17 protein-coding genes, 1 pseudogene and 1 riboswitch are annotated in these 21,172 nt (G+C 76.6%); of the genes and pseudogenes, 17 read left to right on the forward strand and 1 reads right to left on the reverse strand.

Features of this window, described 5'->3' with window-relative positions:
- Positions 1-161 precede the first annotated feature (161 nt).
- The 17 genes and pseudogenes from O7625_RS20725 to O7625_RS20805 form a co-directional block, all read left to right on the forward strand.
- Positions 162-1,280 carry an FUSC family protein gene (locus O7625_RS20725; RefSeq protein WP_282340750.1) on the forward strand — a complete coding sequence of 373 codons (1,119 nt, stop codon included), beginning with the start codon at positions 162-164 and terminating at the stop codon, positions 1,278-1,280.
- Positions 1,281-1,376: 96 nt separating this feature from the next.
- Positions 1,377-2,600 (forward strand): MFS transporter, encoded by a 1,224-nt coding sequence (locus O7625_RS20730; RefSeq protein WP_282340752.1) that lies wholly within the window; start codon positions 1,377-1,379, stop codon positions 2,598-2,600.
- A 73-nt stretch (positions 2,601-2,673) separates the two neighbouring features.
- Complete coding sequence (locus O7625_RS20735; RefSeq protein WP_282340753.1) at positions 2,674-3,573, forward strand: aldo/keto reductase; 900 nt, start codon at positions 2,674-2,676, stop codon at positions 3,571-3,573.
- An 89-nt stretch (positions 3,574-3,662) separates the two neighbouring features.
- Positions 3,663-3,998, forward strand: coding sequence for a hypothetical protein (locus O7625_RS20740; RefSeq protein ID WP_282347028.1), 336 nt, complete (start codon positions 3,663-3,665; stop codon positions 3,996-3,998).
- A gap of 260 nt (positions 3,999-4,258) precedes the next feature.
- Positions 4,259-4,388, forward strand: a riboswitch (cobalamin riboswitch).
- A gap of 47 nt (positions 4,389-4,435) precedes the next feature.
- Positions 4,436-4,570, forward strand: a complete 135-nt coding sequence (locus O7625_RS20745) for a hypothetical protein (protein ID WP_282340754.1) — start codon at positions 4,436-4,438, stop codon at positions 4,568-4,570.
- 127 nt (positions 4,571-4,697) lie between these two features.
- Positions 4,698-8,402, forward strand: coding sequence for a cobaltochelatase subunit CobN (gene cobN, locus O7625_RS20750; protein ID WP_282340755.1), 3,705 nt, complete (start codon positions 4,698-4,700; stop codon positions 8,400-8,402).
- A 186-nt stretch (positions 8,403-8,588) separates the two neighbouring features.
- Positions 8,589-10,799, forward strand: coding sequence for a VWA domain-containing protein (locus O7625_RS20755; RefSeq protein WP_348774022.1), 2,211 nt, complete (start codon positions 8,589-8,591; stop codon positions 10,797-10,799).
- On the forward strand, positions 10,799-11,410 hold the full coding sequence (gene cobO, locus O7625_RS20760; protein ID WP_282340757.1) for a cob(I)yrinic acid a,c-diamide adenosyltransferase: 612 nt from the start codon (positions 10,799-10,801) through the stop codon (positions 11,408-11,410). Before O7625_RS20755 ends, cobO begins: the two co-directional genes overlap by 1 nt.
- Positions 11,404-12,753, forward strand: coding sequence for a cobyrinate a,c-diamide synthase (locus O7625_RS20765; protein WP_282340759.1), 1,350 nt, complete (start codon positions 11,404-11,406; stop codon positions 12,751-12,753). The genes cobO and O7625_RS20765 overlap by 7 nt, the downstream gene beginning before the upstream one ends.
- A 98-nt stretch (positions 12,754-12,851) precedes the next feature.
- On the forward strand, positions 12,852-13,589 hold the full coding sequence (gene cobI / locus O7625_RS20770) for a precorrin-2 C(20)-methyltransferase (protein WP_282347029.1): 738 nt from the start codon (positions 12,852-12,854) through the stop codon (positions 13,587-13,589).
- Positions 13,586-14,413, forward strand: a complete 828-nt coding sequence (gene cobM / locus O7625_RS20775) for a precorrin-4 C(11)-methyltransferase (RefSeq protein ID WP_282340761.1) — start codon at positions 13,586-13,588, stop codon at positions 14,411-14,413. The genes cobI and cobM overlap by 4 nt, the downstream gene beginning before the upstream one ends.
- Complete coding sequence (locus O7625_RS20780; protein ID WP_282340763.1) at positions 14,410-15,561, forward strand: cobalt-precorrin-5B (C(1))-methyltransferase; 1,152 nt, start codon at positions 14,410-14,412, stop codon at positions 15,559-15,561. Before cobM ends, O7625_RS20780 begins: the two co-directional genes overlap by 4 nt.
- The gene (gene cbiE / locus O7625_RS20785) at positions 15,549-17,000 is read left to right on the forward strand and encodes a precorrin-6y C5,15-methyltransferase (decarboxylating) subunit CbiE (RefSeq protein ID WP_348773962.1); all 1,452 of its coding nucleotides are present in this window, start codon (positions 15,549-15,551) and stop codon (positions 16,998-17,000) included. The genes O7625_RS20780 and cbiE overlap by 13 nt, the downstream gene beginning before the upstream one ends.
- Before the next feature lie 73 nt (positions 17,001-17,073).
- A complete protein-coding gene (gene cobJ / locus O7625_RS20790) occupies positions 17,074-18,804 on the forward strand; it encodes a precorrin-3B C(17)-methyltransferase (protein ID WP_282340768.1) in 1,731 nt (576 codons plus the stop codon).
- A complete protein-coding gene (locus tag O7625_RS20795) occupies positions 18,801-19,073 on the forward strand; it encodes a 4Fe-4S binding protein (protein WP_331715198.1) in 273 nt (90 codons plus the stop codon). The genes cobJ and O7625_RS20795 overlap by 4 nt, the downstream gene beginning before the upstream one ends.
- A gap of 34 nt (positions 19,074-19,107) precedes the next feature.
- Positions 19,108-19,701 carry a precorrin-8X methylmutase gene (locus O7625_RS20800; protein ID WP_067312638.1) on the forward strand — a complete coding sequence of 198 codons (594 nt, stop codon included), beginning with the start codon at positions 19,108-19,110 and terminating at the stop codon, positions 19,699-19,701.
- A pseudogene (locus tag O7625_RS20805) lies at positions 19,698-20,573 on the forward strand (sirohydrochlorin chelatase); the annotation flags it as partial. The gene O7625_RS20800 and the pseudogene O7625_RS20805, both read left to right, overlap by 4 nt.
- 132 nt (positions 20,574-20,705) lie before the next feature.
- Here the strand turns inward: O7625_RS20805 and crcB are convergent.
- Positions 20,706-21,068 (reverse strand): fluoride efflux transporter CrcB, encoded by a 363-nt coding sequence (crcB, locus tag O7625_RS20810; protein ID WP_282340773.1) that lies wholly within the window; start codon positions 21,066-21,068, stop codon positions 20,706-20,708.
- Positions 21,069-21,172 lie beyond the last annotated feature (104 nt).

Below are 21,172 nucleotides of genomic sequence, written 5' to 3' on the forward strand. Positions count from 1 at the left end.
CCACGTCGACCGGCGCCCGGTGGCCGCCGCGCCGGCCGGACGGCTCGCTGACCCGGCCCACGTCGCCGACGCCCAGCTCCCCGCGCTGGCCAGCAGTGCCGTGCCGGGTCGGGGTGCGCCCGGCGCGGGCCGTAGCGTGAGGGGCGACCCGAGGAGGCGGCATGCTGCGGTGGAGCTGGTTGCGGACCGCCGCCGGCCGGCTGCGCGACGGCTGGCGGCCGGTCGTCGAGACGACCCTGGCGGCCACCGTGGCCTGGGTGCTGGCCACCCGGATCGTCGGCCACCCGCAGCCCTTCTTCGCCCCGGCCGCCGCCCTGATCGTTCTCGGTCAGGCGCGGGGTCAGCGGGTGCGCCGCGCGGTCGAGGTGGTGCTCGGGGTGGCTGCCGGTGTGCTCGTCGCCGACCTGGTGGTCCAGGCCCTCGGGCCGCGTACCACCTGGACGGTCTTCACGGTCATCCTGCTCACCATCGCCCTCGCGGTCGCGATCGGGGCGAGCACCGTCTCGGTGGTGCAGGCCGCCGTCTCCGCCCTCTACCTGGTGGTGGTCTCCCCGGTCACCGAGTCGCTGGTGCCGTTCCGGTTCGTCGACGCGTTGATCGGTGGCGGGGTGGCGGTGGTGGCCAGCCAGCTCGTCGACGTGCGCCGGCCGCTCGCCCCGCTGGTCGCCGCGTTCCGGCGGACCTTCGACGACCTCGCCGCGGTGCTGGAGCAGGTGGCCGCCGCCCTCGACCGGCACGACGCGTCCGCCGCGGTGGCCGCCCTGGAGCAGGCCCGGCAGCTCGACGTGGAGCCGCTGCGCGATGCCGTCCTCGCCGCCGGTGAGGCGGTCCGGCTGCACGTCCGCCGTCGCCGGCACATCGGCCGGCTCCGCAGCGTGGACGCCTCCATCGGCCAGCTCGACTACGCGGTCCGCAACGTCCGGGTGCTGGCCAGGGCGGGGGTGACGTTCAGCCGGCTGCCCACTCCCGTCCCGCCCGAGCTGGGCGCCGCGCTGCGCGACCTGTCCCGGGCCGTCGAGGCGGCCGGTCGGGCGCTCGCGGCCGACCTGGAGGGCGCGGAGGAGGCCGGCGACCGGCACGCGGAGGACGCCGACCGGGCCGCCCTGGCGGCGGTGCGGACCGCCGGGCGGCTCTTCACCCCCGGCCAGAGCCTGCCGCTGGCGATGATCGTCGGCCAGATCCGGGCCACCGCCATCGACCTGCTGCGCGGGGTACGCGCCGACGACGACGCCGCCGTGTTGGCCCGGGTGGACGAGGCGCTCGGGCTGCCCGCGGTCTGACGCGCCTGTGGTAAGGAGCGCATACCGCTTGTGGGCGTGACCGATCCGGTGTGGGATCAACGGCGGGAACGTCGAACCTGGAAGGACCCCACCCTCGTGAGCGTAACCAGCCCGCCCCCCAGCACCGTACCCGCAGCGGTGCTGGCCGCCCGCAACGGCGTCACCATGGTCTTCGCCCTCAACGGGCTCGCCGTGGCCACCTGGTTCGCCCGGGTTCCCGCGGTCCGTGAGGCGCTCGGCCTCAGCGCCGGCCGGCTCGGGCTGCTGCTGCTGGCCATGTCCGGCGGCGCGGTGCTGGCGCTGACCAGCGCCGGCCTGGTGACCCAGCGGTTCGGCCCGGCCCGCACCGCGGTCGGCTCGACGGTGCTGGTCGCGGCCGGTCTGGCCGGGGTGGGCCTCGCCGCCGGCCCGTTCGAGTCACTGCCCGGCGTCGCGGTCGGCCTGTTCGCCCTCGGCTACGGCTCCGGCACCTGCGACGTGGCGATGAACGTCGAGGGCGCGGCGGTCGAGAAACGCCTGGGTCGCACCATCCTGCCCCGGTTCCACGCCGCCTGGAGCCTCGGCTCGGTGGCCGGCGCGGGCCTCGGTGCCGGCGCGGCCCGGCTCGGGGTGCCGATCAGCGTCCACCTCGCGGTGCTGGCGGCGCTGGTGCTCGGCGGCACCCTGCTCGGCGCCAGCCGGTTCCTGCCCGCCGGGCACGCCGAGGGCGGGTCGACCCGTCGCGGCGGCCTGCTCGCGGCCTGGCGGGAACCGCGCACCCTGCTCATCGGCGCGCTGGTGCTGGTGATGGCGTTCACCGAGGGCAGCGCGAACGACTGGCTGGCGGTCGCCTTCGTCGACGGCTACGGGGTCAGCGAGGCCGCCGGCGCCGCCGTCTTCGGGGTCTTCGTCGCCGGTATGACCATCGGCCGGACCGCCGGCACCGTGGCCATCGACCGCTGGGGTCGGGTGCCGGTGCTGATCGGCACGATCCTGCTCGCCGCCGCCGGCTCGCTGCTGGCGGTGCTGGCCGGTTCCGGCCCGCTCGCCGTCGTCGGGGTGGTCCTCTGGGGGCTCGGCGCGTCCCTCGGCTTCCCGGTCGGGATGAGCGCCGCCGCCGACGAGGAGGACCGGGCGCCGGCCCGGGTCAGCGTCGTCGCGGTGATCGGCTACACGTCGTTCCTGGCCAGCCCGCCGCTGCTGGGTCTGCTCGGTGACCGGGTCGGCATCCTGCACGCGCTGCTGGTGGTGCCGGTGCTGCTGATCCCGACGCTGGCCCTGGTGCCGGCGACCCGCCCGCCGGCCGGCCCGAAGCCCACCGCGCCGACAGTAAAAAGCTAGCAGTCACTGACCGTCACCGGTATCGGCTGCGCGCCCGATCACCCGGGCGGCCGGTGCTGGCTAGGGTCGCCGGATGCCGACCGAGATCACCGCCGCAGCGGCGGACCGCTGGACCCTGGGTGACCGCACCGTGCACCGACTGGGGTTCGGCACCATGCGGATCACCGTGAACCCCGACCGGGACCGGGCGGTCCGCCTGCTGCGCCAGGCCGTCGACCTGGGGATCGACCACCTCGACACCGCCGCCTTCTACGTCTCGCCGGGTGGCACGCTGGGGGTCGGCACCGGCCCCGCCCGGTACGCCACCGAGCTGATCCGCGCCGCGCTCGCCCCGTACCCGGAACACCTGGTCGTCGCCACCAAGGTCGGCATCCGGTACGACCCGGCCCTCGGCGTGCACGAGGAGGCCGGCCCGGCGCAGCTGCGCGCCCAGGTGGAGGAGAACCTGCGTCGCCTGGGCCGCGACCACCTCGACCTGGTCAACCTGCGGATCGTCAGGCGCCCGCCACCGGACTCGATGGCGGAACGCTTCGGCGCGCTGGCCGAGATGCGCGACGCCGGACTGATCCGGCACCTGGGCCTGTCCAACGCCCGCCTCGACCACCTCGACGAGGCGCAGGGCATCGCCCCGGTGGTCTGCGTGCAGAACAACTACGCGCTGGACAACCGCGGTGACCAGGACGCCCTGATCCGCGAGTGCGCTGCCCGGGGAATCGCCTACGTGCCGTACTTCGCGCTGGCCGGGACCAACCGGGAGGGCGGGGCGCGCACCGACCACGCCCCGGCGGTCCTCGCCGTCGCCCGCGCCCACCACGCCACCCCGCAACAGGTGCGGCTCGCCTGGATCCTGCACCAGGGTCCGCACGTGCTGGCCATCCCCGGCACCGGGGATCCGGCCCACCTGGTCGAGAACGTCGCCGCCGGCGCGCTGCGGCTCACCCCCGACGACCTGAACGCCCTCGACCGGTCGTGACGGGTTCGCAGCAGACTGTCACCGAGTTCGCAGTGTCCTACCAGGTACGGATGCTGCACTGGAGGGACGCCGAGGAGAGGAGCGGGCAGATGGGCTGGATCAACCGGCGGCCCTGGGTCGCCGAGAGCATCCCGACCAGGCTCGACCGGGAGGCCACCCGGGAGGACCTGACCGCGTTGACGGACTTCGTGACCACCCACCGGGGGGTGGAGTTCTACCTGGAACCCGAGACCACCGCGACCGACACCACAGTGGTGGCGATCGCGCACGACGGGGAGTGGATCCGCCGCCGTACCGGCTCCCCGCGGGCGGCGGCGAAGCTGGCCCACCGGCACGCGGTGCCGCTCTACGAGGCGGCGAAGATCGGCTATCCGGAGCGGATGCGCGCCTGGAACCGGCTCCACCCCGAGCGCCGCTTCCGCTGACCGCTGCCCCCACTGAGCGCCGCCTCCACCGACCGCTGCGTCCGCTGACCGCTGCCTCCACTGAGCGCTGCCTCCACCGACCGCTGCGTCCGCTGACCGCCGCGTCCGCCGACCGCCGTAGCCACCTGCCGCCAGCGGCACGGCTGCGGCGGTCGGTGCTGTTCGGCCTCGTCACGGGGGCGCCGGGTGCGCCGCCGGGCTGGCTGCCGCCGTTGACCCGGGGTGGGGAGTGTGGCAGCATTCGCGGCCTGACGGCAGTGAAGGAAGTCGGTGCGATTCCGACGCGGTCCCGCCACTGTCACCGGGGAGCGATCCCCCCTCGTGGGTCACGACCGTGCGTGTGCGGTTGGAAGGCCGGGGGTGAGCGTCGATCCGGGAGCCAGGATACTTCGGCCGTCGGAGAGAACCCCAGGGCGTGGACACCCGAGGAGGACCCGATGACGCGCAGCGTCGCCACCGGCCCGATGACGGCCGGTGATCCCCGCAGCATCGCCGAGCGTGTGCCGCCGCGTGCCGGCACCGTTCCCACCGTCGGCCGTCGCCGGGTCGGTCGGCCCGCCGGACACCGCTGACGCCCGGTCCGGCCGTCCCGCCGTCCGGCGGGGTGGTCCTGACCCCCGTCGCCGCTGACCGGCGTCCCTCCCGCCCCGACCGGCCCGGCCCCGTGGTCGAGCCGTTCGTCACTCTCCGGAGCCGCACGTGCACATCCTGCTGCTGTCCACCGCCGACACCGACCTGCTCGCCGCCCGCGCCAGCGCCGCCCACTACCGGCTCGCCAACCCCACCCGGGTCGAGCTGGACGCCGTGCCGACCCTGCTCGACGGGGTGGACCTGGCCGTCGTACGACTGCTCGGTGGCCGGCAGACGTGGCCGGACGGCCTCGCCGCGGTGCTCGGCTCCGGCGTGCCCACGATCGTGCTCGGCGGCGAGGCGGTGCCCGACGCGGAGCTGATGGCGGCCTCGACGGTGCCCTCCGGAGTGGCCACCGAAGCCCTGTCCTACCTGGTCGAAGGGGGTGCGGAGAACCTCGCCCAGCTGGCCCGGTTCCTCTCCGACACGGTCCTGCTCACCGGCGAGGGCTTCGCCCCGCCCACCCCCACCCCGCCGTACGGCATCCTCGACCGCCGCCCCACCCTCCGCCCGGCCACCGGGCACGGGGGACCATCGGACGGCGACGGGCGGCCCACGGTGGGGATCGTCTTCTACCGGGCGCACGCGCTGGCCGGCAACACCGGCTTCGTCGAGACCCTCGCCGACGCGGTCGACGTGGCCGGCGGCGACCCGCTGCCGATCTTCTGCGGCTCGCTGCGCGGGCTCACCCCCGGTGACGGACCGCTGGACCTCTTCGCCCGCTGCGACGCCCTCGTCGTCACCGTCCTCGCCGCCGGGGGGACGGTCGCCGCCGACGCCTCCGGCGGCGGCGACGAGGACGCCTGGGACGTCGGCGCGCTGGCCGCCCTCGACGTGCCGGTGATCCAGGCGCTCTGCCTGACCAGCACCCGTGAGCAGTGGGCCGGCAGCGACGCCGGGCTCTCCCCGCTGGACGCGGCGATGCAGGTGGCCATCCCCGAGTTCGACGGCCGGATCGTCACCGTTCCGTTCTCGTTCAAACGGATCGACGCCGACGGGCTGTCGGTCTACGCCGCCGACGCCGAGCGGGCCGCCCGGGTCGCCGGGATCGCCGTCCGGCAGGCCCGACTGCGCCACCTGCGGCCCGCCGACCGGCGGCTGGCGATCGTGCTCAGCTCCTACCCGACGAAACACTCCCGGGTCGGCAACGCCGTCGGGCTGGACACCCCGGCCTCGGCGGTCCGGCTGCTCGCCGCCCTCGCCGCCGCCGGCTACCACCTCGGCGACGCGCCACCGCCCACCGACGGCGACGCGCTGATCCACGCGCTGATCGCCGCCGGTGGCCACGACGTGGAGTGGCTCACCCCGGAGCAGTTGTCCGCCGCCGAGGCCCGGGTGCCCGGGGAGACCTACCGGCGCTGGTTCGACCAGGTGCCGGCCGACCTGCGGGACCGGATGCGGGAACACTGGGGCGAGCCACCCGGCCAGCTCTACACCGACGGCGGCGACATCGTCCTGGCCGGGCTGCGGTTCGGCAACGTCACCCTGCTCATCCAGCCGCCGCGCGGCTTCGGCGAGAACCCGATCGCCATCTACCACGACCCCGACCTGCCCCCCAGCCACCACTACCTGGCCGCGTACCGGTGGCTGGCCGCACCCGTCGCCGACGGCGGCTTCGGCGCGGACGCGGTGGTGCACCTCGGCAAGCACGGAACCCTGGAGTGGCTGCCCGGCAAGGGCCTCGGCCTGGCCGCCGACTGCGCCCCCGACGCCGTGCTGGGCGACCTGCCACTGGTCTACCCGTTCATCGTCAACGACCCCGGCGAGGGCACCCAGGCCAAGCGGCGGGCGCACGCCGTCGTGGTCGACCACCTGGTGCCCCCGATGGCCCGCGCCGAGACCTACGGCGACCTTGCCAAACTCGAGCAGCTCCTGGACGAGTACGCCACCGTGCAGGCGCTCGACCCGGCGAAGGTGCCGGTGGTCCGGGGCCAGATCTGGGAGCTGGTGCGCGCCGCCGAACTGCACCACGACCTGCACACCGAGGCGATGCCCGCCGCCGACGACTTCGACGACTTCGTGCTGCACCTCGACGGCTACCTGTGCGAGGTCAAGGACGTGCAGATCCGCGACGGACTGCACATCCTGGCCGAGGTGCCCACCGGGGAGGCCCGGGTCAACCTCGTCCTGGCCGTGCTGCGCGCCCCCCAGGTGTGGGGCGGCACCCGCACCCTGCCCGGCCTGCGGCAGGCCCTCGCCGCCGGCTACGGCCTGGACGAGCAGGCGCTGCTCGCCGAGCCCGGGGCGCGGGTGGCGGTGCCGGCGGCGCTGACCGACGTCGTGGACGGGCCGGCGGTCACCGCCGCCGACGCCGTGGACCTGATCGAGGCGCTGGCCCGGCGGCTCGTCCTCGGCATGGAGACCCTCGGGTGGGACGCCGACCGGGCCGACGCGGTGGTCGCCGAGGTGACCGGTGACGGCTGCCCCGACGTCGTCGAGGTGCTGCGCTTCGCCGCCTGGGAGGTGGTGCCCCGGCTGGACCGCACCACCGACGAGATCACCCACACCCTCGGTGCGCTCGCCGGCCGGTTCGTGCCGCCGGGGCCGTCCGGGTCGCCCACCCGGGGCCTGGTCAACGTGCTCCCCACCGGCCGCAACTTCTACTCCGTCGACCCGAAGGCGATCCCCAGCCGCAACGCCTGGGACGTCGGGGTGGCGCTGGCCGAGTCGCTGCTCGCCCGCTACCGCGCCGACACCGGGGAGTACCCCCGGTCGGTCGGGTTGACCGTCTGGGGCACCAGCGCCATGCGGACCCAGGGCGACGACATCGCCGAGGTGCTGGCCCTGCTCGGCTGCCGGCCGGTGTGGGACGACCGGTCGCGGCGGGTCACCGGCGTCGAGGTGGTGCCGACGGCGGAGCTGGGCCGGCCCCGGGTCGACGTGACGGTCCGCATCTCCGGCTTCTTCCGGGACGCCTTCCCGCACGTCGTCACGCTGCTCGACGACGCCGTCCGGCTGGTCGCCGCCCTCGACGAGCCGGCCGGGGAGAACTACCTGCGGGCGCACGTGGCCGCCGACCTCGCCACGCACGGCGACGAGCGGCGGGCCACCGCCCGGATCTTCGGCTCCAAGCCGGGGGCGTACGGGGCGGGGCTGCTGCCGCTGATCGACGCCCGGAACTGGCGTACCGACGCCGACCTCGCCGAGGTGTACGCCGTCTGGGGCGGCTACGCCTACGGCCGGGGCCTGGACGGGCGGGAGGCACGGGCCGACATGGAACGCTCCTTCGCCCGGATCGCGGTGGCGGCCAAGAACCAGGACACCCGCGAGCACGACATCGTCGACTCCGACGACTACTTCCAGTACCACGGTGGGATGGTGGCGATGGTCCGGCACCTCACCGGGGCCGCCCCGGCCGCCTACGTGGGCGACTCGGCGATGCCCCACGACGTACGCACCCGCACCCTCGGCGAGGAGACCCGGCGGGTGTTCCGGGCCCGGGTGGTCAACCCGAAGTGGATCGCCGCGATGCGCCGGCACGGTTACAAGGGCGCGTTCGAGCTGGCCGCCACCGTGGACTACCTGTTCGGCTACGACGCCACCGCCGGCGTCGTCGACGACTGGATGTACGAGCAGCTCGCCGAGGCGTACCTGTTCGACGAGCCGACCCGGGAGTTCCTGGAACGGTCGAACCCGTGGGCGCTGCGCGGCATCACCGAACGGCTGCTGGAAGCCGCCGACCGGGGCCTGTGGGCCGCACCCGACCCCGCCACCCTGGACCGTCTCCGCGAGACCTACCTGGCCACCGAGGGCGACCTGGAGGAGCGACAGTGAGCGCGAGGAGTGAGCCGGTGTTGCGAGCCCCGCAGTCGCGAGCGGAGGAATGCCGGTGAGCGCGAGGAGTGAGCCGGTGTTGCGAGCTTCGCAGTCGCGAACGGAAGGACCACAGTGAGCGCGAGGAGTGAGCCGGTGGGGGTGCGGAGTGACGGGGGCGGCTACCCGTTCTCGGCCGTGCTGGGGATGGACGACATGCGGCTGGCGCTGCTGCTCAACGCGGTCAGCCCGGCGATCGGCGGGGTGCTCGTCCGGGGCGAGAAGGGGACCGCCAAGTCGACCGCCGTGCGTGCCCTGGCCGCCCTGCTCCCGCCGGTGGACCGGGTCGCCGGCTGCCGGTTCGGCTGCGACCCGGCCGCCCCCGACCCGACCTGCCCGGACGGCCCGCATCCGGCGGCCAGGCCGGTCGAGCGGCGGCCGGCCCGGTTGGTGGAGCTGCCGGTCGGCGCCGCCGAGGACCGGGTGGTCGGTTCGCTCGACCTGGAGAAGGCTCTCGCCGAGGGGGTACGCGCCTTCGAGCCCGGCCTGCTCGCCGCCGCGCACCGGGGGGTGCTCTACGTCGACGAGGTGAACCTGCTCCACGACCATCTGGTCGACCTGCTCCTGGACGCCGCGGCGATGGGCCGCTGCCACGTCGAGCGGGAAGGGGTCTCGGTCAGCCATGCCGCCCGGTTCCTGCTGGTCGGCACGATGAACCCGGAGGAGGGGGAGCTGCGTCCGCAGCTGCTGGACCGGTTCGGTCTCACCGTCGAGGTGGCCGCCAGCCGTGATCCGGCCGTCCGGGTGGAGGTGGTGCGCCGACGGCTCGCCGCCGACGCCGATCCGGCCGGGTTCGCCGCCCGGTGGGCCGCCGCCGACGCCGAGGTGGCCGCCCGGGTCGCCGCCGCCCGGGGCCGGCTCGACCGGGTGCTGCTGCCCGACGCCGCGCTGCGGCAGATCGCCGAGGTCTGTGCCGCGTTCGACGTCGACGGGATGCGCGCCGACATCGTCACCGCCCGCACCGCCGTGGCGCACGCCGCCTGGCAGGGCCGGGACCGGGTGACCGCCGACGACGTGCGGGTCGCCGCCCGGCTCGCCCTGCCGCACCGCCGTCGCCGCGACCCGTTCGACACCCCGGGCCTGGACGAGAAGCGCCTCGACGAGGCGTTGCAGCGGGCCCGCGACGAGCACCCCGACGACGAGCCGCCCGGCACCGGCCCGTCCGGCCCGGACGACCCCTCCGACGGGCCGGACGGCTCCGGCCCGGGTGGGCCGGGCGGCCCTCCGACCGGCGGGACCGGCCCGGGTGGACCCGGTGCCGACCGGCCGTACCCCGGCGCTGACGGGCCGCACGCCGGGGGTGACCACCGCGGCGGGCCGGCGGACACCGCCGACGAGCGTCCCGCCGGGGACCGGTCGACCCATGACCGGGACCTCCGCGACAGTGGGCCGGACCAGGGCGACGACTCCCGGGCCGACGGGCGGTCGGGAGCGTCCGGGGCCGGGTCCGACCGGTCCGAGGGCGGTGCGGGGCGGCCCGGTCGGCCGGGCGGCGGCACGGACGCCGGTGAGCCGGCGGCGGGTGCGTCCTCGGTGGCCGTACCCCGGCGGGGGATGACGGCCCGGTTGTTCACCGCGCCGGGGGTGGGTGACGGGGTGCCCGGCCGGCGGTCGCGGGCCCGGACCGGGCGGGGGCGGACCACCGGCGCGCGGGTGCCGGCCGGTCGGCCCGCCGCGGTGCACCTGCCGGCGACCCTGCGCGCCGCCGCCCCGCACCAGGCCGGGCGGGGCCGGCGCGGGGGCCGGCTGCTGGTGCGCCCCGACGACCTGCGGGAGGCGGTCCGGGAGGGCCGCGAGGGCAACCTGGTGCTGTTCGTGGTCGACGCCAGCGGGTCGATGGGGGCGCGGCAGCGGATGTCGGCGGTGAAGGGCGCGGTGCTCGCCCTGCTCACCGACGCCTACCAGCGCCGGGACACGGTGGCGGTGGTCGCCTTCCGGGGCACTGGCGCACAGGTGGTGCTGCCGGCGACCTCCTCGGTGCTGGCCGCCTCGGCGCGCCTCGCCGAGCTGCCCACCGGCGGGCGTACCCCGCTGGCGGAGGGGTTGCTCGCCGCCGCCGACCTGCTGCGGGTGCAGCGGCTGCGGGATCCGCGGCGGCGTCCGCTGGTGCTGGTGGTCACCGACGGCCGGGCCACCGCCGGCACCCGGCCGCTGGAGCGGTCGGCGCGAGCCGCGGCCGTCCTGGCCGCCACCGGTGCGCCGTGCGTGGTGGTCGACTGCGAGGCCGGTCCGGTCCGGCTGCACCTGGCCCGTCGGCTCGCCGGCCAGCTCGGCGCGGCCCATCACCATCTCGACACGGTGGCCGCCGACCCGCTGGCCGGTCTCGCCACCGTCGGATCGCCCGGGAGGGTGCGCTGATGCCACAGGGAAAGCCGGAGCACGTGCCCGCCGACGGGTTGACCACCCGGCAGCGGCGGCACCGCCCGCTCACCATCGTCCACACCGGACAGATGAAGGGGAAGTCCACCGCCGCCTTCGGCCTGGCGCTGCGGGCCTGGACGGCCGGGCTGCCGATCGGGGTGTTCCAGTTCGTCAAGAGCGCCAAGTGGCGGGTCGGCGAGGAGAACGCCTTCCGGGCACTGGGGCAGGTGCACGCCGACACCGGCCAGGGTGCCCCGGTCGCCTGGCACAAGATGGGCGAGGGCTGGTCGTGGATCCAGCGCGGCGGCGAGGCCGACCACGCCGCCGACGCCCTGGAGGGCTGGCGGCAGATCCAGCGCGACCTGGCCGCGGAGCGCTACGGCCTGTACGTCCTGGACGAGTTCACCTACCCGATGAAGTGGGGCTGGGTGGACGTCGACGAGGTGGTCGACACCCTCACCCACCGACCCGGCTTCCAGCACGTGGTGATCACCGGCCGGGACGCCGACCCGCGACTGGTCGAGGCGGCCGACCTGGTCGCCGAGCTGACCAAGGTCAAGCACCCGATGGACGCCGGCCAGAAGGGCCAGAAGGGCATCGAGTGGTGACGGCGCTGCCGCGGCTGGTGGTGGCCGCCCCGGCCAGTGGGCACGGCAAGACCACGGTGACCACCGGTCTGCTCGCCGCGCTGCGCCGTCGGGGTCTCGCGGTCAGCCCGCACAAGGTCGGCCCCGACTACATCGACCCCGGGTACCACGCGCTGGCCGCCGGTCGTCCCGGCCGCAACCTGGACCCGTGGCTGGTCGGCGAGGAGCTGGTCGCCCCGCTGCTGCGGCACGGCGCGAGCGTCCCCGTCCCCGCCGACGTCGCGGTGGTCGAAGGGGTGATGGGGCTGCACGACGGGGCGGTCGGCCGGGCCGGGTACGCCTCCACCGCCCACGTCGCCACACTGGTCGACGCGCCCGTGCTGCTGGTCCTGGACACTACCGCGCAGGGGCGGTCGGCCGCCGCGCTGGTGCTCGGCATGCGCGCCTTCGACCCGGCGGTACGGATCGGCGGGGTGATCCTCAACCGGGTCGGCTCGTCCCGGCACGAGACCCTGCTGCGCGACGCGCTGGCCGAGGTGGACGTGCCGGTGCTCGGGGCGGTCACCCGGGCCGTCGAGGTGGCCGCGCCGGCCCGGCACCTGGGGCTGGTGCCGGTCGCCGAACGGGCCCCGGAGTCGCTGGCCGTGGTCGAGGCGCTCGCCGGTCTCGTCGAGTCCACCGTCGACCTCGACGCGGTGCTCGCCCTGGCCCGCAGCGCACCCCCGTTGACAGTGGACGCCTGGGATCCGGTGACGGCCGTCGGCGGCCCGGCCGGCGGGGACCGTCCGGTCGTCGCGGTCGCCGCCGGAGCGGCCTTCACCTTCTCGTACGCCGAGACCACCGAACTGCTCACCGCGGCCGGGGCGACGGTGGCGCCGTTCGACCCGCTGCGGGATCCGGCCCTGCCCGCCGGCACCCGGGCGGTGGTCATCGGTGGCGGCTTCCCCGAGGTGCACGTGGAGGCGTTGAGCGCCAACACCGGGCTCCGCGCCGAGCTGGCCGGCTTCGCCGGGCCGGTGGTCGCCGAGTGCGCCGGGCTGCTCTACCTCGGCCGTTCCCTGGACGGGGTGCCGATGTGCGGCCGGCTCGACCACCACGCCCGGATGACCGGCCGGCTCACCCTCGGCTACCGCGAGGCGGTCGCCGCCACCGACTCCCCGGTCCACCCGGCCGGTGAGCCGGTACGCGGCCACGAGTTCCACCGCACCGTCACCGACCCCGGGCACGGCGACCGGCCCGCCTGGCACTGGGACGGCACCGGCCACGGTTTCGTCACCGGCCAGGTGCACGCCTCCTACCTGCACACCCACTGGGCGGGTCACCCCCGGGCCGCCCGCCGGCTGGTCGAGGCGGCGGCCCGGTGACCGCCGCCGGTGCGGGTCGTCCGCACGGTGACGCCGCCGGTGCGGGGAGCGCGCCCGCTGAAGCCGCCGCTGCGGGGAGCGCGCCGCCGCCCGCCACGCTGACCGGGGTGGGGGTCGGGCCGGGTGACCCGGAACTGCTCACCCTCAGGGCGGTGCGGGTGCTGGCCGAGGCCGACCTGGTGGTCGTACCGGTGCTGGACCGGCTGGCGGCGGACCCGGCCACGCCCCCCGGCCGGGCCGAGACGACGGTCCGCGCACACGTACCGGCGGACCGGCTGCGCCGGCTGCCGTTCGCCCTCGACGACCGGGGCGGGGTGACCGCGCGCCGGGAGGCCGCCTGGGACGCGGCCGCCCGCGCCGTCGTCGACGCGATCGACGCGGGCGCCCGGTCGGTCGCCTTCGCCACCATCGGCGACCCCAACGTCTACTCCACCTTCACCTACCTGGCCGACGGCGTCCGCGCCCTGCGTCCGGCGGTACGGGTGCGGACCGTGCCCGGCGTCACCGCCATGCAGGAGCTGGCCGCCCGCAGCGGCGTCCCGCTCTGCCAGGGGCGGGAGCCGCTGACCCTGCTGCCGGCCACCGCCGGCCCGGAGCTGGTCGCCGACGCCCTCGCCGGTCCGGGCACCGTCGTGGTCTACAAGGGCTGGCGTCGGCACCGGGAACTCGTCGACGAGCTGCGCCGGCACGACCGGCTCGACGACGCGGTGCTCGGTCGGGGCCTCGGCCTGCCCGACGAGTGGGTCGGGCCGGTCGGGCCGGCCGACGACGACCTGCCGTACCTGTCGACGCTGCTGGTCCCGGCCCGCCGGGACGGGCGGGGAGGAAAACTGTGACGCCCACCGGAAAGGTGTGGTTCGTGGGGGCCGGACCCGGCGCCGCCGACCTGCTCACCCTGCGCGCCGCCCGGGTGATCGCCGCCGCCGACGTGGTGGTCTGGGCGGCCAGCCTGGTGCACGCCGACGTGCTGGCCCACGCCCGCCCCGACGCCGAGATCGTCGACTCGTCGCAGCTGCCCATCGAGGGGGTGCTGCCGCTGTACCGGCGGGCCGCCGCCGACCGGCTCACCGTGGCCCGGATCCACTCCGGCGACCCGGCGCTCTGGGGTGCCGTGCAGGAACAGCTCGACCTGTGCCGGGCGCTCGACCTGGCCGTGGAGATCGTCCCCGGGGTCTCCTCGTTCACCGCCGTGGCCGCGATCGTCGGCCGGGAACTGACCATCCCGGAGGTGGCCCAGTCGGTGATCCTCACCCGGCTGGAGGGGGGCAAGACGCCGATGCCGGCGGGGGAACGGGTCCGCGACTTCGCCCGGCACGGCACCACCATGGCGCTGTTCCTCTCCGCCGCCCGCGCCGGGCAGGCCCAGACGGAACTGCTCGCCGGCGGCTACCCGGCCGACACCCCGGTCGTGGTGGCCTACCAGGCGACCTGGCCGGACGAGCTGGTGGTGCGGTGCGCGCTCGGCGACCTGGCGGCCACCGTCAAGGAACACCGGCTGTGGAAGCACACCCTGTTCCTGGTCGGCCCGGCGCTCGCCGCCAGCGGCACCCGCTCCCACCTCTACCACCCCGGGCACTTCCACACCTTCCGCCGGGCCGAGCCGACCGCCCGCGCCGAGCTGCGCCGGTCCCGTGCCGCCGCGGAGGACGCGGCACCGTGACGTACCCCGAGCCGCCGCTGCGGGAGCCGGACCTGCCGCGTACCGCGAAGGTCCGGCCGGTCGCGCTGCGCACCGGCTGGACCACCGGCGCGTGCGCGACGGCGGCGGCGAAGGCGGCGGTGACCGCGCTGCTCACCGGGGTGCCCCAGCGGGAGGTGGAGATCGGGCTGCCCGCTGGGCGGCGGGTGACCTTCCCGGTGGCCCGCTGCGACCTGACCGCCCGACCCGAACCGACGGCGGAGGCGGTGGTGGTCAAGGACGCCGGGGACGACCCGGACGTCACCCACGGCGCACACCTCACCGCCACCGTCGGCTGGCGGCCCCGCCCCGGCCTGGACCTGGCCGGTGGCCCGGGCGTCGGCACCGTCACCCGCCCCGGGCTCGGCCTCGCCGTCGGCGGGCCGGCCATCAACGACACGCCCCGGCGGATGATCGGCCAGGCCGTCGCCGAGGTGGTCGACCTGACCGAGGTGGGGGTCCGGGTGGTGATCAGCGTCCCGGACGGCGAGGTGATGGCCCGCAAGACCACCAACCGGCGGCTCGGCATCGTCGGCGGCATCTCGATCCTCGGCACCACCGGCATCGTCCGGCCGTTCTCCACCGCCTCCTGGCGGGCCAGCGTGGTGCAGGCGGTGCACGTGATGGCCGCCCAGGGCCAGCGGACCGTGGTGCTGTGCACCGGCGGGCGCACCGAACGGGCCGCCCGCGCGTTGCTGCCGGAGCTGCCCGAGGTGTGTTTCGTCGAGGTCGGCGACTTCACCGGCGCGGCCGTCACCGCCGCCGTCGGCGACGCGATGACCGGGGTGGTCTTCGTCGGGATGGCCGGCAAGCTGGCGAAGCTCGCCGCCGGCATCCTGATGACCCACTACACCCGGTCGAAGGTGGACCTGTCGCTGCTCGGTGCGGTGACCGCCGAGGCCGGTGGCGACGCCGACCTGGTGGCGGCGGTGGTCGCGGCGAACACCGGGCGGCACGCGTACGAGCTGTGGGAGGCCGCCGGCCTGCTGCGTCCCGCCGGTGACCTGCTCTGCGGCCGGGTCCGGCAGGTGCTGCGCCGCTTCGCCGGGCCGGCGCTCACCGTCGACGTGGCGATGGTCGACTTCACCGGCGACCACCTGGTGGCCTCCTCCGGCCGGTGGCCGGCATGACCGGCCGGGATCCGGCGACCGGCCGGGATCCGGCGACCGGCCGGGATCCGGCGACCGGCCGGGATCCGGCGACCGGCCGGGACCTGGCGACCGGCTGGGATCCGGCGGCGGACGGCGCGGCGTGGTCCGTGCCGGTGGCGGACGGCGCGGTGCGGTCCGTGCCGGTGGCCGGTGGCGCGGTGCCGGTGCTGGTGCTGGGGGTCGACGCGGCCGGTCGGCCGTGGCCACCGGCGGCGCTGGCCGCCCTGGCCGGGGCCGGGCTGGTGGTCGGGGCGGCCCGGCACCTGGCCGCCGTGCCGGTGCCGCCCGACGTCGAGACCGTCGTCCTCGGGCCGCTCGCCCCCGCGCTGGACCGGCTCACCGCCGCCCACGCCGCCGGGCTGCCGACCGTGGTGCTGGCCAGCGGCGACCCCGGCTTCTTCGGCGTGGTACGCCGGTTGCGCGCCGCCGGGCTGCCGGTGCGGGTGCTGCCGGCGGTGTCCAGCGTGGCCGCCGCGTTCGCCCGCGCGGGGCTCGACTGGGACGGCACCGTGGTGGTCACCGCCCACGGCCGGGACCTCGGTCCGGCGCTGCACGCCTGCCGGGCGCTACCGGCCGTCGCCGTGCTCACCGCGCCGGGTGCCGGTGCCACCGAGATCGGGGCCGGGCTGGCCGGCTGGTCCCGCCGGCTGGTGGTGGCCGAACACCTCGGCAGCGCCGCCGAGCGGGTCACCTGGGCCACCCCGGAGCAGGCCGCCGCCCGCCGCTGGGCCGATCCGCACGTCCTGCTCAGCCTGGCGGCCCCCGCCGGTGCCGACCGCGACGCCGACCCCGCGACGCCGGCCGCTGTCGAGCCCGCGACGCCGATCGGTGTCGGGCCGGTGCGGGCGGACAACCAGCCGGCCGCCGCGCCCGCCGACGGCTGGGCGCTGCCCGAGTCGGCGTACCGGCACCGGGACTCGATGATCACGAAGGCCGAGGTACGGGCGCTGGCCGTCGCCCGGCTGCGGCCCCGGCTCGGTCGACTGGTCTGGGACGTCGGCGCGGGCAGCGGCTCGGTCGGCATCGAGTGCGCGCTGCTCGGCGCGGCGGTGATCGCCGTGGAGCGGGATCCGGCGGCACCGATCGCGGTCAACGCCGCCCGGCACGGTGTCGACGTGCGGGTGGTCACCGGCGACGCCCCGGCCGTGCTGCGCGGGTTGCCCGACCCGGACGCCGTCTTCGTCGGGGGCGGGGGGACCGCCGTGCTGACCGCCGTCGCCGACCGCCGCCCCGCCCGGGTGGTGGTCACCCTCGCCGCCCTGGACCGGATCGCCCCGGCCGTGCACCTGCTGCGCGCCGCCGGCTACACGGTCACCGGCAGCCAGCTCACCGCCGCCCGCCTGGCCGACCTGCCCGACGGATCCATCCGACTCGCGGCCACCAACCCGGTGGTCGTCCTCACCGGGGAGCGCCCGTGACCGTCACCGCACCACGTCGGCACGGGCGACCGCCCGTGACCGGCACCGCACCACGTCGACCCGGGGAGCACCGGTGACCGGCGTCGGTCCGCACCGGGTGGGACTCGTCGCGGCCACCGCCGCCGGTCGTCGGCACGCCCGGACCCTGGCCGACGCCTGGCCGCACGCCCGGCTGGTCGAGGCCGACGGGGTCGCCGACGCGCTGCGCGCCGCCTGGGCGGCGTACGACGCGGTGGTGGTCTTCCTGGCCACCGGGGCGGTGGTACGGATCCTGGCACCGCTGCTCGACGACAAGCGCACCGATCCGGCGGTGGTGGTGGTCGACGAGGCCGCCCGGCACGCCGTCGCCCTGCTCGGTGGCCACGCCGGGGGCGCGAACGCGCTCGCCGCCGAGGTGGCCGCGCTGCTCGACGCCCGGCCGGTGGTCACCACCGCCACCGACGCGGTCGACCTGCCCGGCCTGGACACCCTCGGCTGGCCGGTCGAGGGGGCGGTGGCCGCGGTGTCCCGGGCGATCCTCGACGGGGAACCGGTCCGGCTGGTCGCCGACGCGGTCTGGCCGCTGCCCGCCCTGCCGTCGAACGTCCACCTCGCAACCCCGGCGGGTGTGGACCCCACGGCCACCGGCCCGGAGTCCGGCGGCTACCGGGTGCTGGTCACCGACCGGATCGTGCCGGTGGACGACCGGACCGTCGTGCTGCGACCGCCGTCCCTGGTCGCCGGGGTGGGATCGAGCCGGGGGGTGCTGGCCGCCGAGGTCGCGGCGCTGCTGCGCCGGGCGTTCGCCGCCGCCGGGTTGAGCCCGGCCAGTCTGCGCTGCCTGGCCAGTGTCGACGTGAAGGCCGACGAGGAGGGCATCCGGGCCACCGCCGAGGCGCTCGGCGTACCCCTGCGGACCTGGCCGGCGGCGGAGCTGGCCACGGTCGACGTGCCGCACCCCAGTGAGGTGGTCCGGGCCGCTGTCGGCACGCCCAGCGTCGCCGAGGCGGCGGCGCTGCACGACGGCGGCACCCTGCTGGTGCCGAAGACCGCCTCGGCGATGGCCACCGTCGCGGTCGCCCGGCAGGCCCCGCGCGGCCGGTTGGCGATCGTCGGCCTGGGCCCCGGCGCGGCCGACCTGCGTACCCCGCGTGCCGTCGCCGAGCTGCGCCGGGCCGCCGTGGTCGTCGGCCTCGACCAGTACGTCGACCAGGTCCGCGACCTGCTGCGGCCGGGTACCCGGGTGCTGGCCAGCGGGCTCGGCGCGGAGCAGGAACGGGCCCGCAGCGCGGTCGCCGAGGCCACCGCCGGGCACGCCGTCGCGCTGGTCGGCTCCGGCGACGCCGGGGTGTACGCGATGGCCAGCCCCGCCCTGGAGTACGCCGACGAGCGGATCGACGTGGTCGGGGTGCCCGGGGTGACCGCCGCGCTGGCCGCCGCCGCACTGCTCGGCGCGCCGATCGGACACGACCACGTCTACCTGAGCCTGTCCGACCTGCACACGCCCTGGGCGGCGATCGAACGGCGGGTCGCCGCCGCCGCCGAGGCGGACCTGGTCGCGCTGCTCTACAACCCGCGCAGCCGGGCCCGGGACTGGCAGCTCGGCGCGGTGCTGGCGACGTTCGCCGAGCACCGCCCGCCGCACACCCCGGTGGGTGTGGTCCGCAACGCCAGCCGACCCGACGAGCAGGTCCACCTGGCCACCCTGGCCACCTTCGACCCGGGCGTGGTCGACATGTACGGCCTGGTGGTGGTGGGCAGCTCGCAGACCCGGCTGGTCGGCGGCCGGATGGTCACCCCCCGGGGCTACCGGTGGCGCGGATGACCCCCGCCGTGTCCCCGACCGGCCCGGTCGCCGCGCCCCGACCCGGGACGGCTCCGGTGGTGGCGGGCGGCCCGGTCGCCGCGCCGGTGGTCATCGACGCCTGTCAGGGCTGCGGGGCCTGCCTGCGGACCTGCCCCACCCGGGCGATCCGCCCGGTGCCCGGCGGGCTGACCGTCCGGGCCGACCGCTGCACCGGCTGCCTGGAGTGTCTGGAGATCTGCCCGGTGGACGCGATCCGGGTCACCACCGAGCGACGAGGAGCACCATGACCGTCACCGACCGACCGGCCGCCGGAGGCGGGCGATGAGCCGGGTCGTCCATCCGATCGAACAGGAGTCGTACCGGATCCTGCGGGAACGGGTCGACCTGGGGCGGCTGCCGCCGTTGACCCGCGCGGTCGTCGAGCGGGTGGTGCACGCCAGCGCCGATCTCGACTACGTCGCCGACCTGGTCTGCGACGAGGCGGCGCTGGCCGGTGGGCTGGCCGCGCTGCGGGCCGGTGCGCCGATCGTCACCGACGTGGCGATGGTCGCCGCCGGGATCACCCGGGCGGGGCGGGAGATCGTCTGCCCGGTCGCCGAACCGGCCGCCGCCGCCCTGGCCCGGCGGTCCGGGCTGACCCGGTCGGCGGCGGCCGTCCGGATCGCCCTGGAGCGGGTCGGCCCGGGGGCGGTCTGGGTGGTCGGCTGCGCCCCGACCGCCCTGGTCGAACTGATCACGGTGGGCGCCGCCCCGGCGCTGGTGGTCGGGTTGCCGGTCGGCTTCGTCGGGGCCGCCGAGTCCAAGGCGGCGTTGCGGGCCAGCGGCCTGCCCGCCGTGTCCAACGTCGGCGAGAAGGGCGGCTCGGCGGTCGCCGCCGCCGCCCTCAACGCCCTGCTCTACCAGGAGGAAAAATGACCGCACTGGTCATCGTCGGGCACGGTACGCGCAGCGCGGCCGGGGTCGACCAGTTCGCCGCCCTCGTCGACCGGGTCCGGGGCCGGGCCGGGGGCGACGTCGAGGGTGGCTTCATCGAGCTGTCCCGGCCGCCGCTGACCGATGCGGTCACCGCGCTGGTCGCCCGGGGCCACCGGTCGCTGGTCGCGTTGCCGCTGGTGCTCACCGCCGCCGGCCACGGCAAGGGCGACATCCCGGCCGCGATGGCCCGCGAGCAGGAGCGGCACGCCGGCCTGACCTACCGGTACGGCCGGCCGCTCGGCCCGCACCCGCTGCTGCACGCCATCCTGGAGCAGCGGATCGACGCCGCGCTGGACGGGGCGGACCGGGCCGGCACCTGGGTGGCGCTGATCGGGCGCGGCGCCACCGACCCGGACGCCAACGCCGAGGTGGCGAAGGTGGCCCGGCTGCTGTGGGAGGGGCGCGGCTACGCCGGCGTCGAACCGGGGTTCATCTCGCTGGCCGAGCCGTCCGTGCCGGCGGTGCTCGACCGGCTGGTCCGGCTGGGTGCCCGCCGGATCGTGGTGGCCCCCTACTTCCTGTTCGCCGGGGTGCTGCCGGACCGGATCGTGGCCCAGTCGCAGGCGTTCGCCGCGGACCGTCCCGACCTGGACGTCCGGGTCGCCGACCTGATCGGTGACTGCGACGCCCTGGCCGACCTGGTGCTGGAGCGGCACGCCGAGGCGCTGCGGGGCGACATCCGGATGAACTGCGACACCTGTGCGTACCGGGTGCTGATGCCCGGCTTCGCCGACAAGGTGGGCCGCCCGCAGACCCCGCACGACCACCCCGACGACCCGGTCGACGGCCACGGCCACCACCACCACCATCACGCCGGCGAGCACGGGCACGACGGCCACGACCACGCCGGTCGGCACGACCACGCCGGTCAGCACGGGCACGACGGCCGGCACCGACACGACCACACCACCGGGCGGGACGTGACGACGGTCCGCTGAGGCCGGTCAGCCGGTGAGCGCCCGGGCCAGGGCGAAGCCGAGGCTGGCCGCGCCCAGACCGGCGACGACGCTGGTCAGGGCGTTGGCCACCGCCTGCCGCCGGGCGTCGGTGCGGGCCAGCCGTACGGTCTCGTAGCCGAAGGTGGACCAGGTGGTCAGCGCGCCGCAGAAGCCGGTGCCGACCAGCGCGGTCACCGCCGGCCCGACGGGTGCCCCGACCACCGCGCCGAGCAGCAGCGAGCCGGCGACGTTGACGGTCAGCGTCCCCCACGGGAACCGGGAGTCGTGCCGGGCCTGCACGGCCCGGTCGGTGAGGTAGCGCAGGGGCGCACCGAGGGCCGCGCCCAGCGCGATGAGCAGTACGGTCACCGGGGGACCTCCCGCTGCGGCCGGCCCGGACCCGGCGGCCGGTCGTCCCGTCCCCACCCGGGGCGTCGACCGCTCCGGCCGGATCCGGGCCGCCGGGCGCTCCG

Source organism: Micromonospora sp. WMMD714, from assembly GCF_029581315.1.
GTDB lineage: Bacteria > Actinomycetota > Actinomycetes > Mycobacteriales > Micromonosporaceae > Micromonospora > Micromonospora rifamycinica.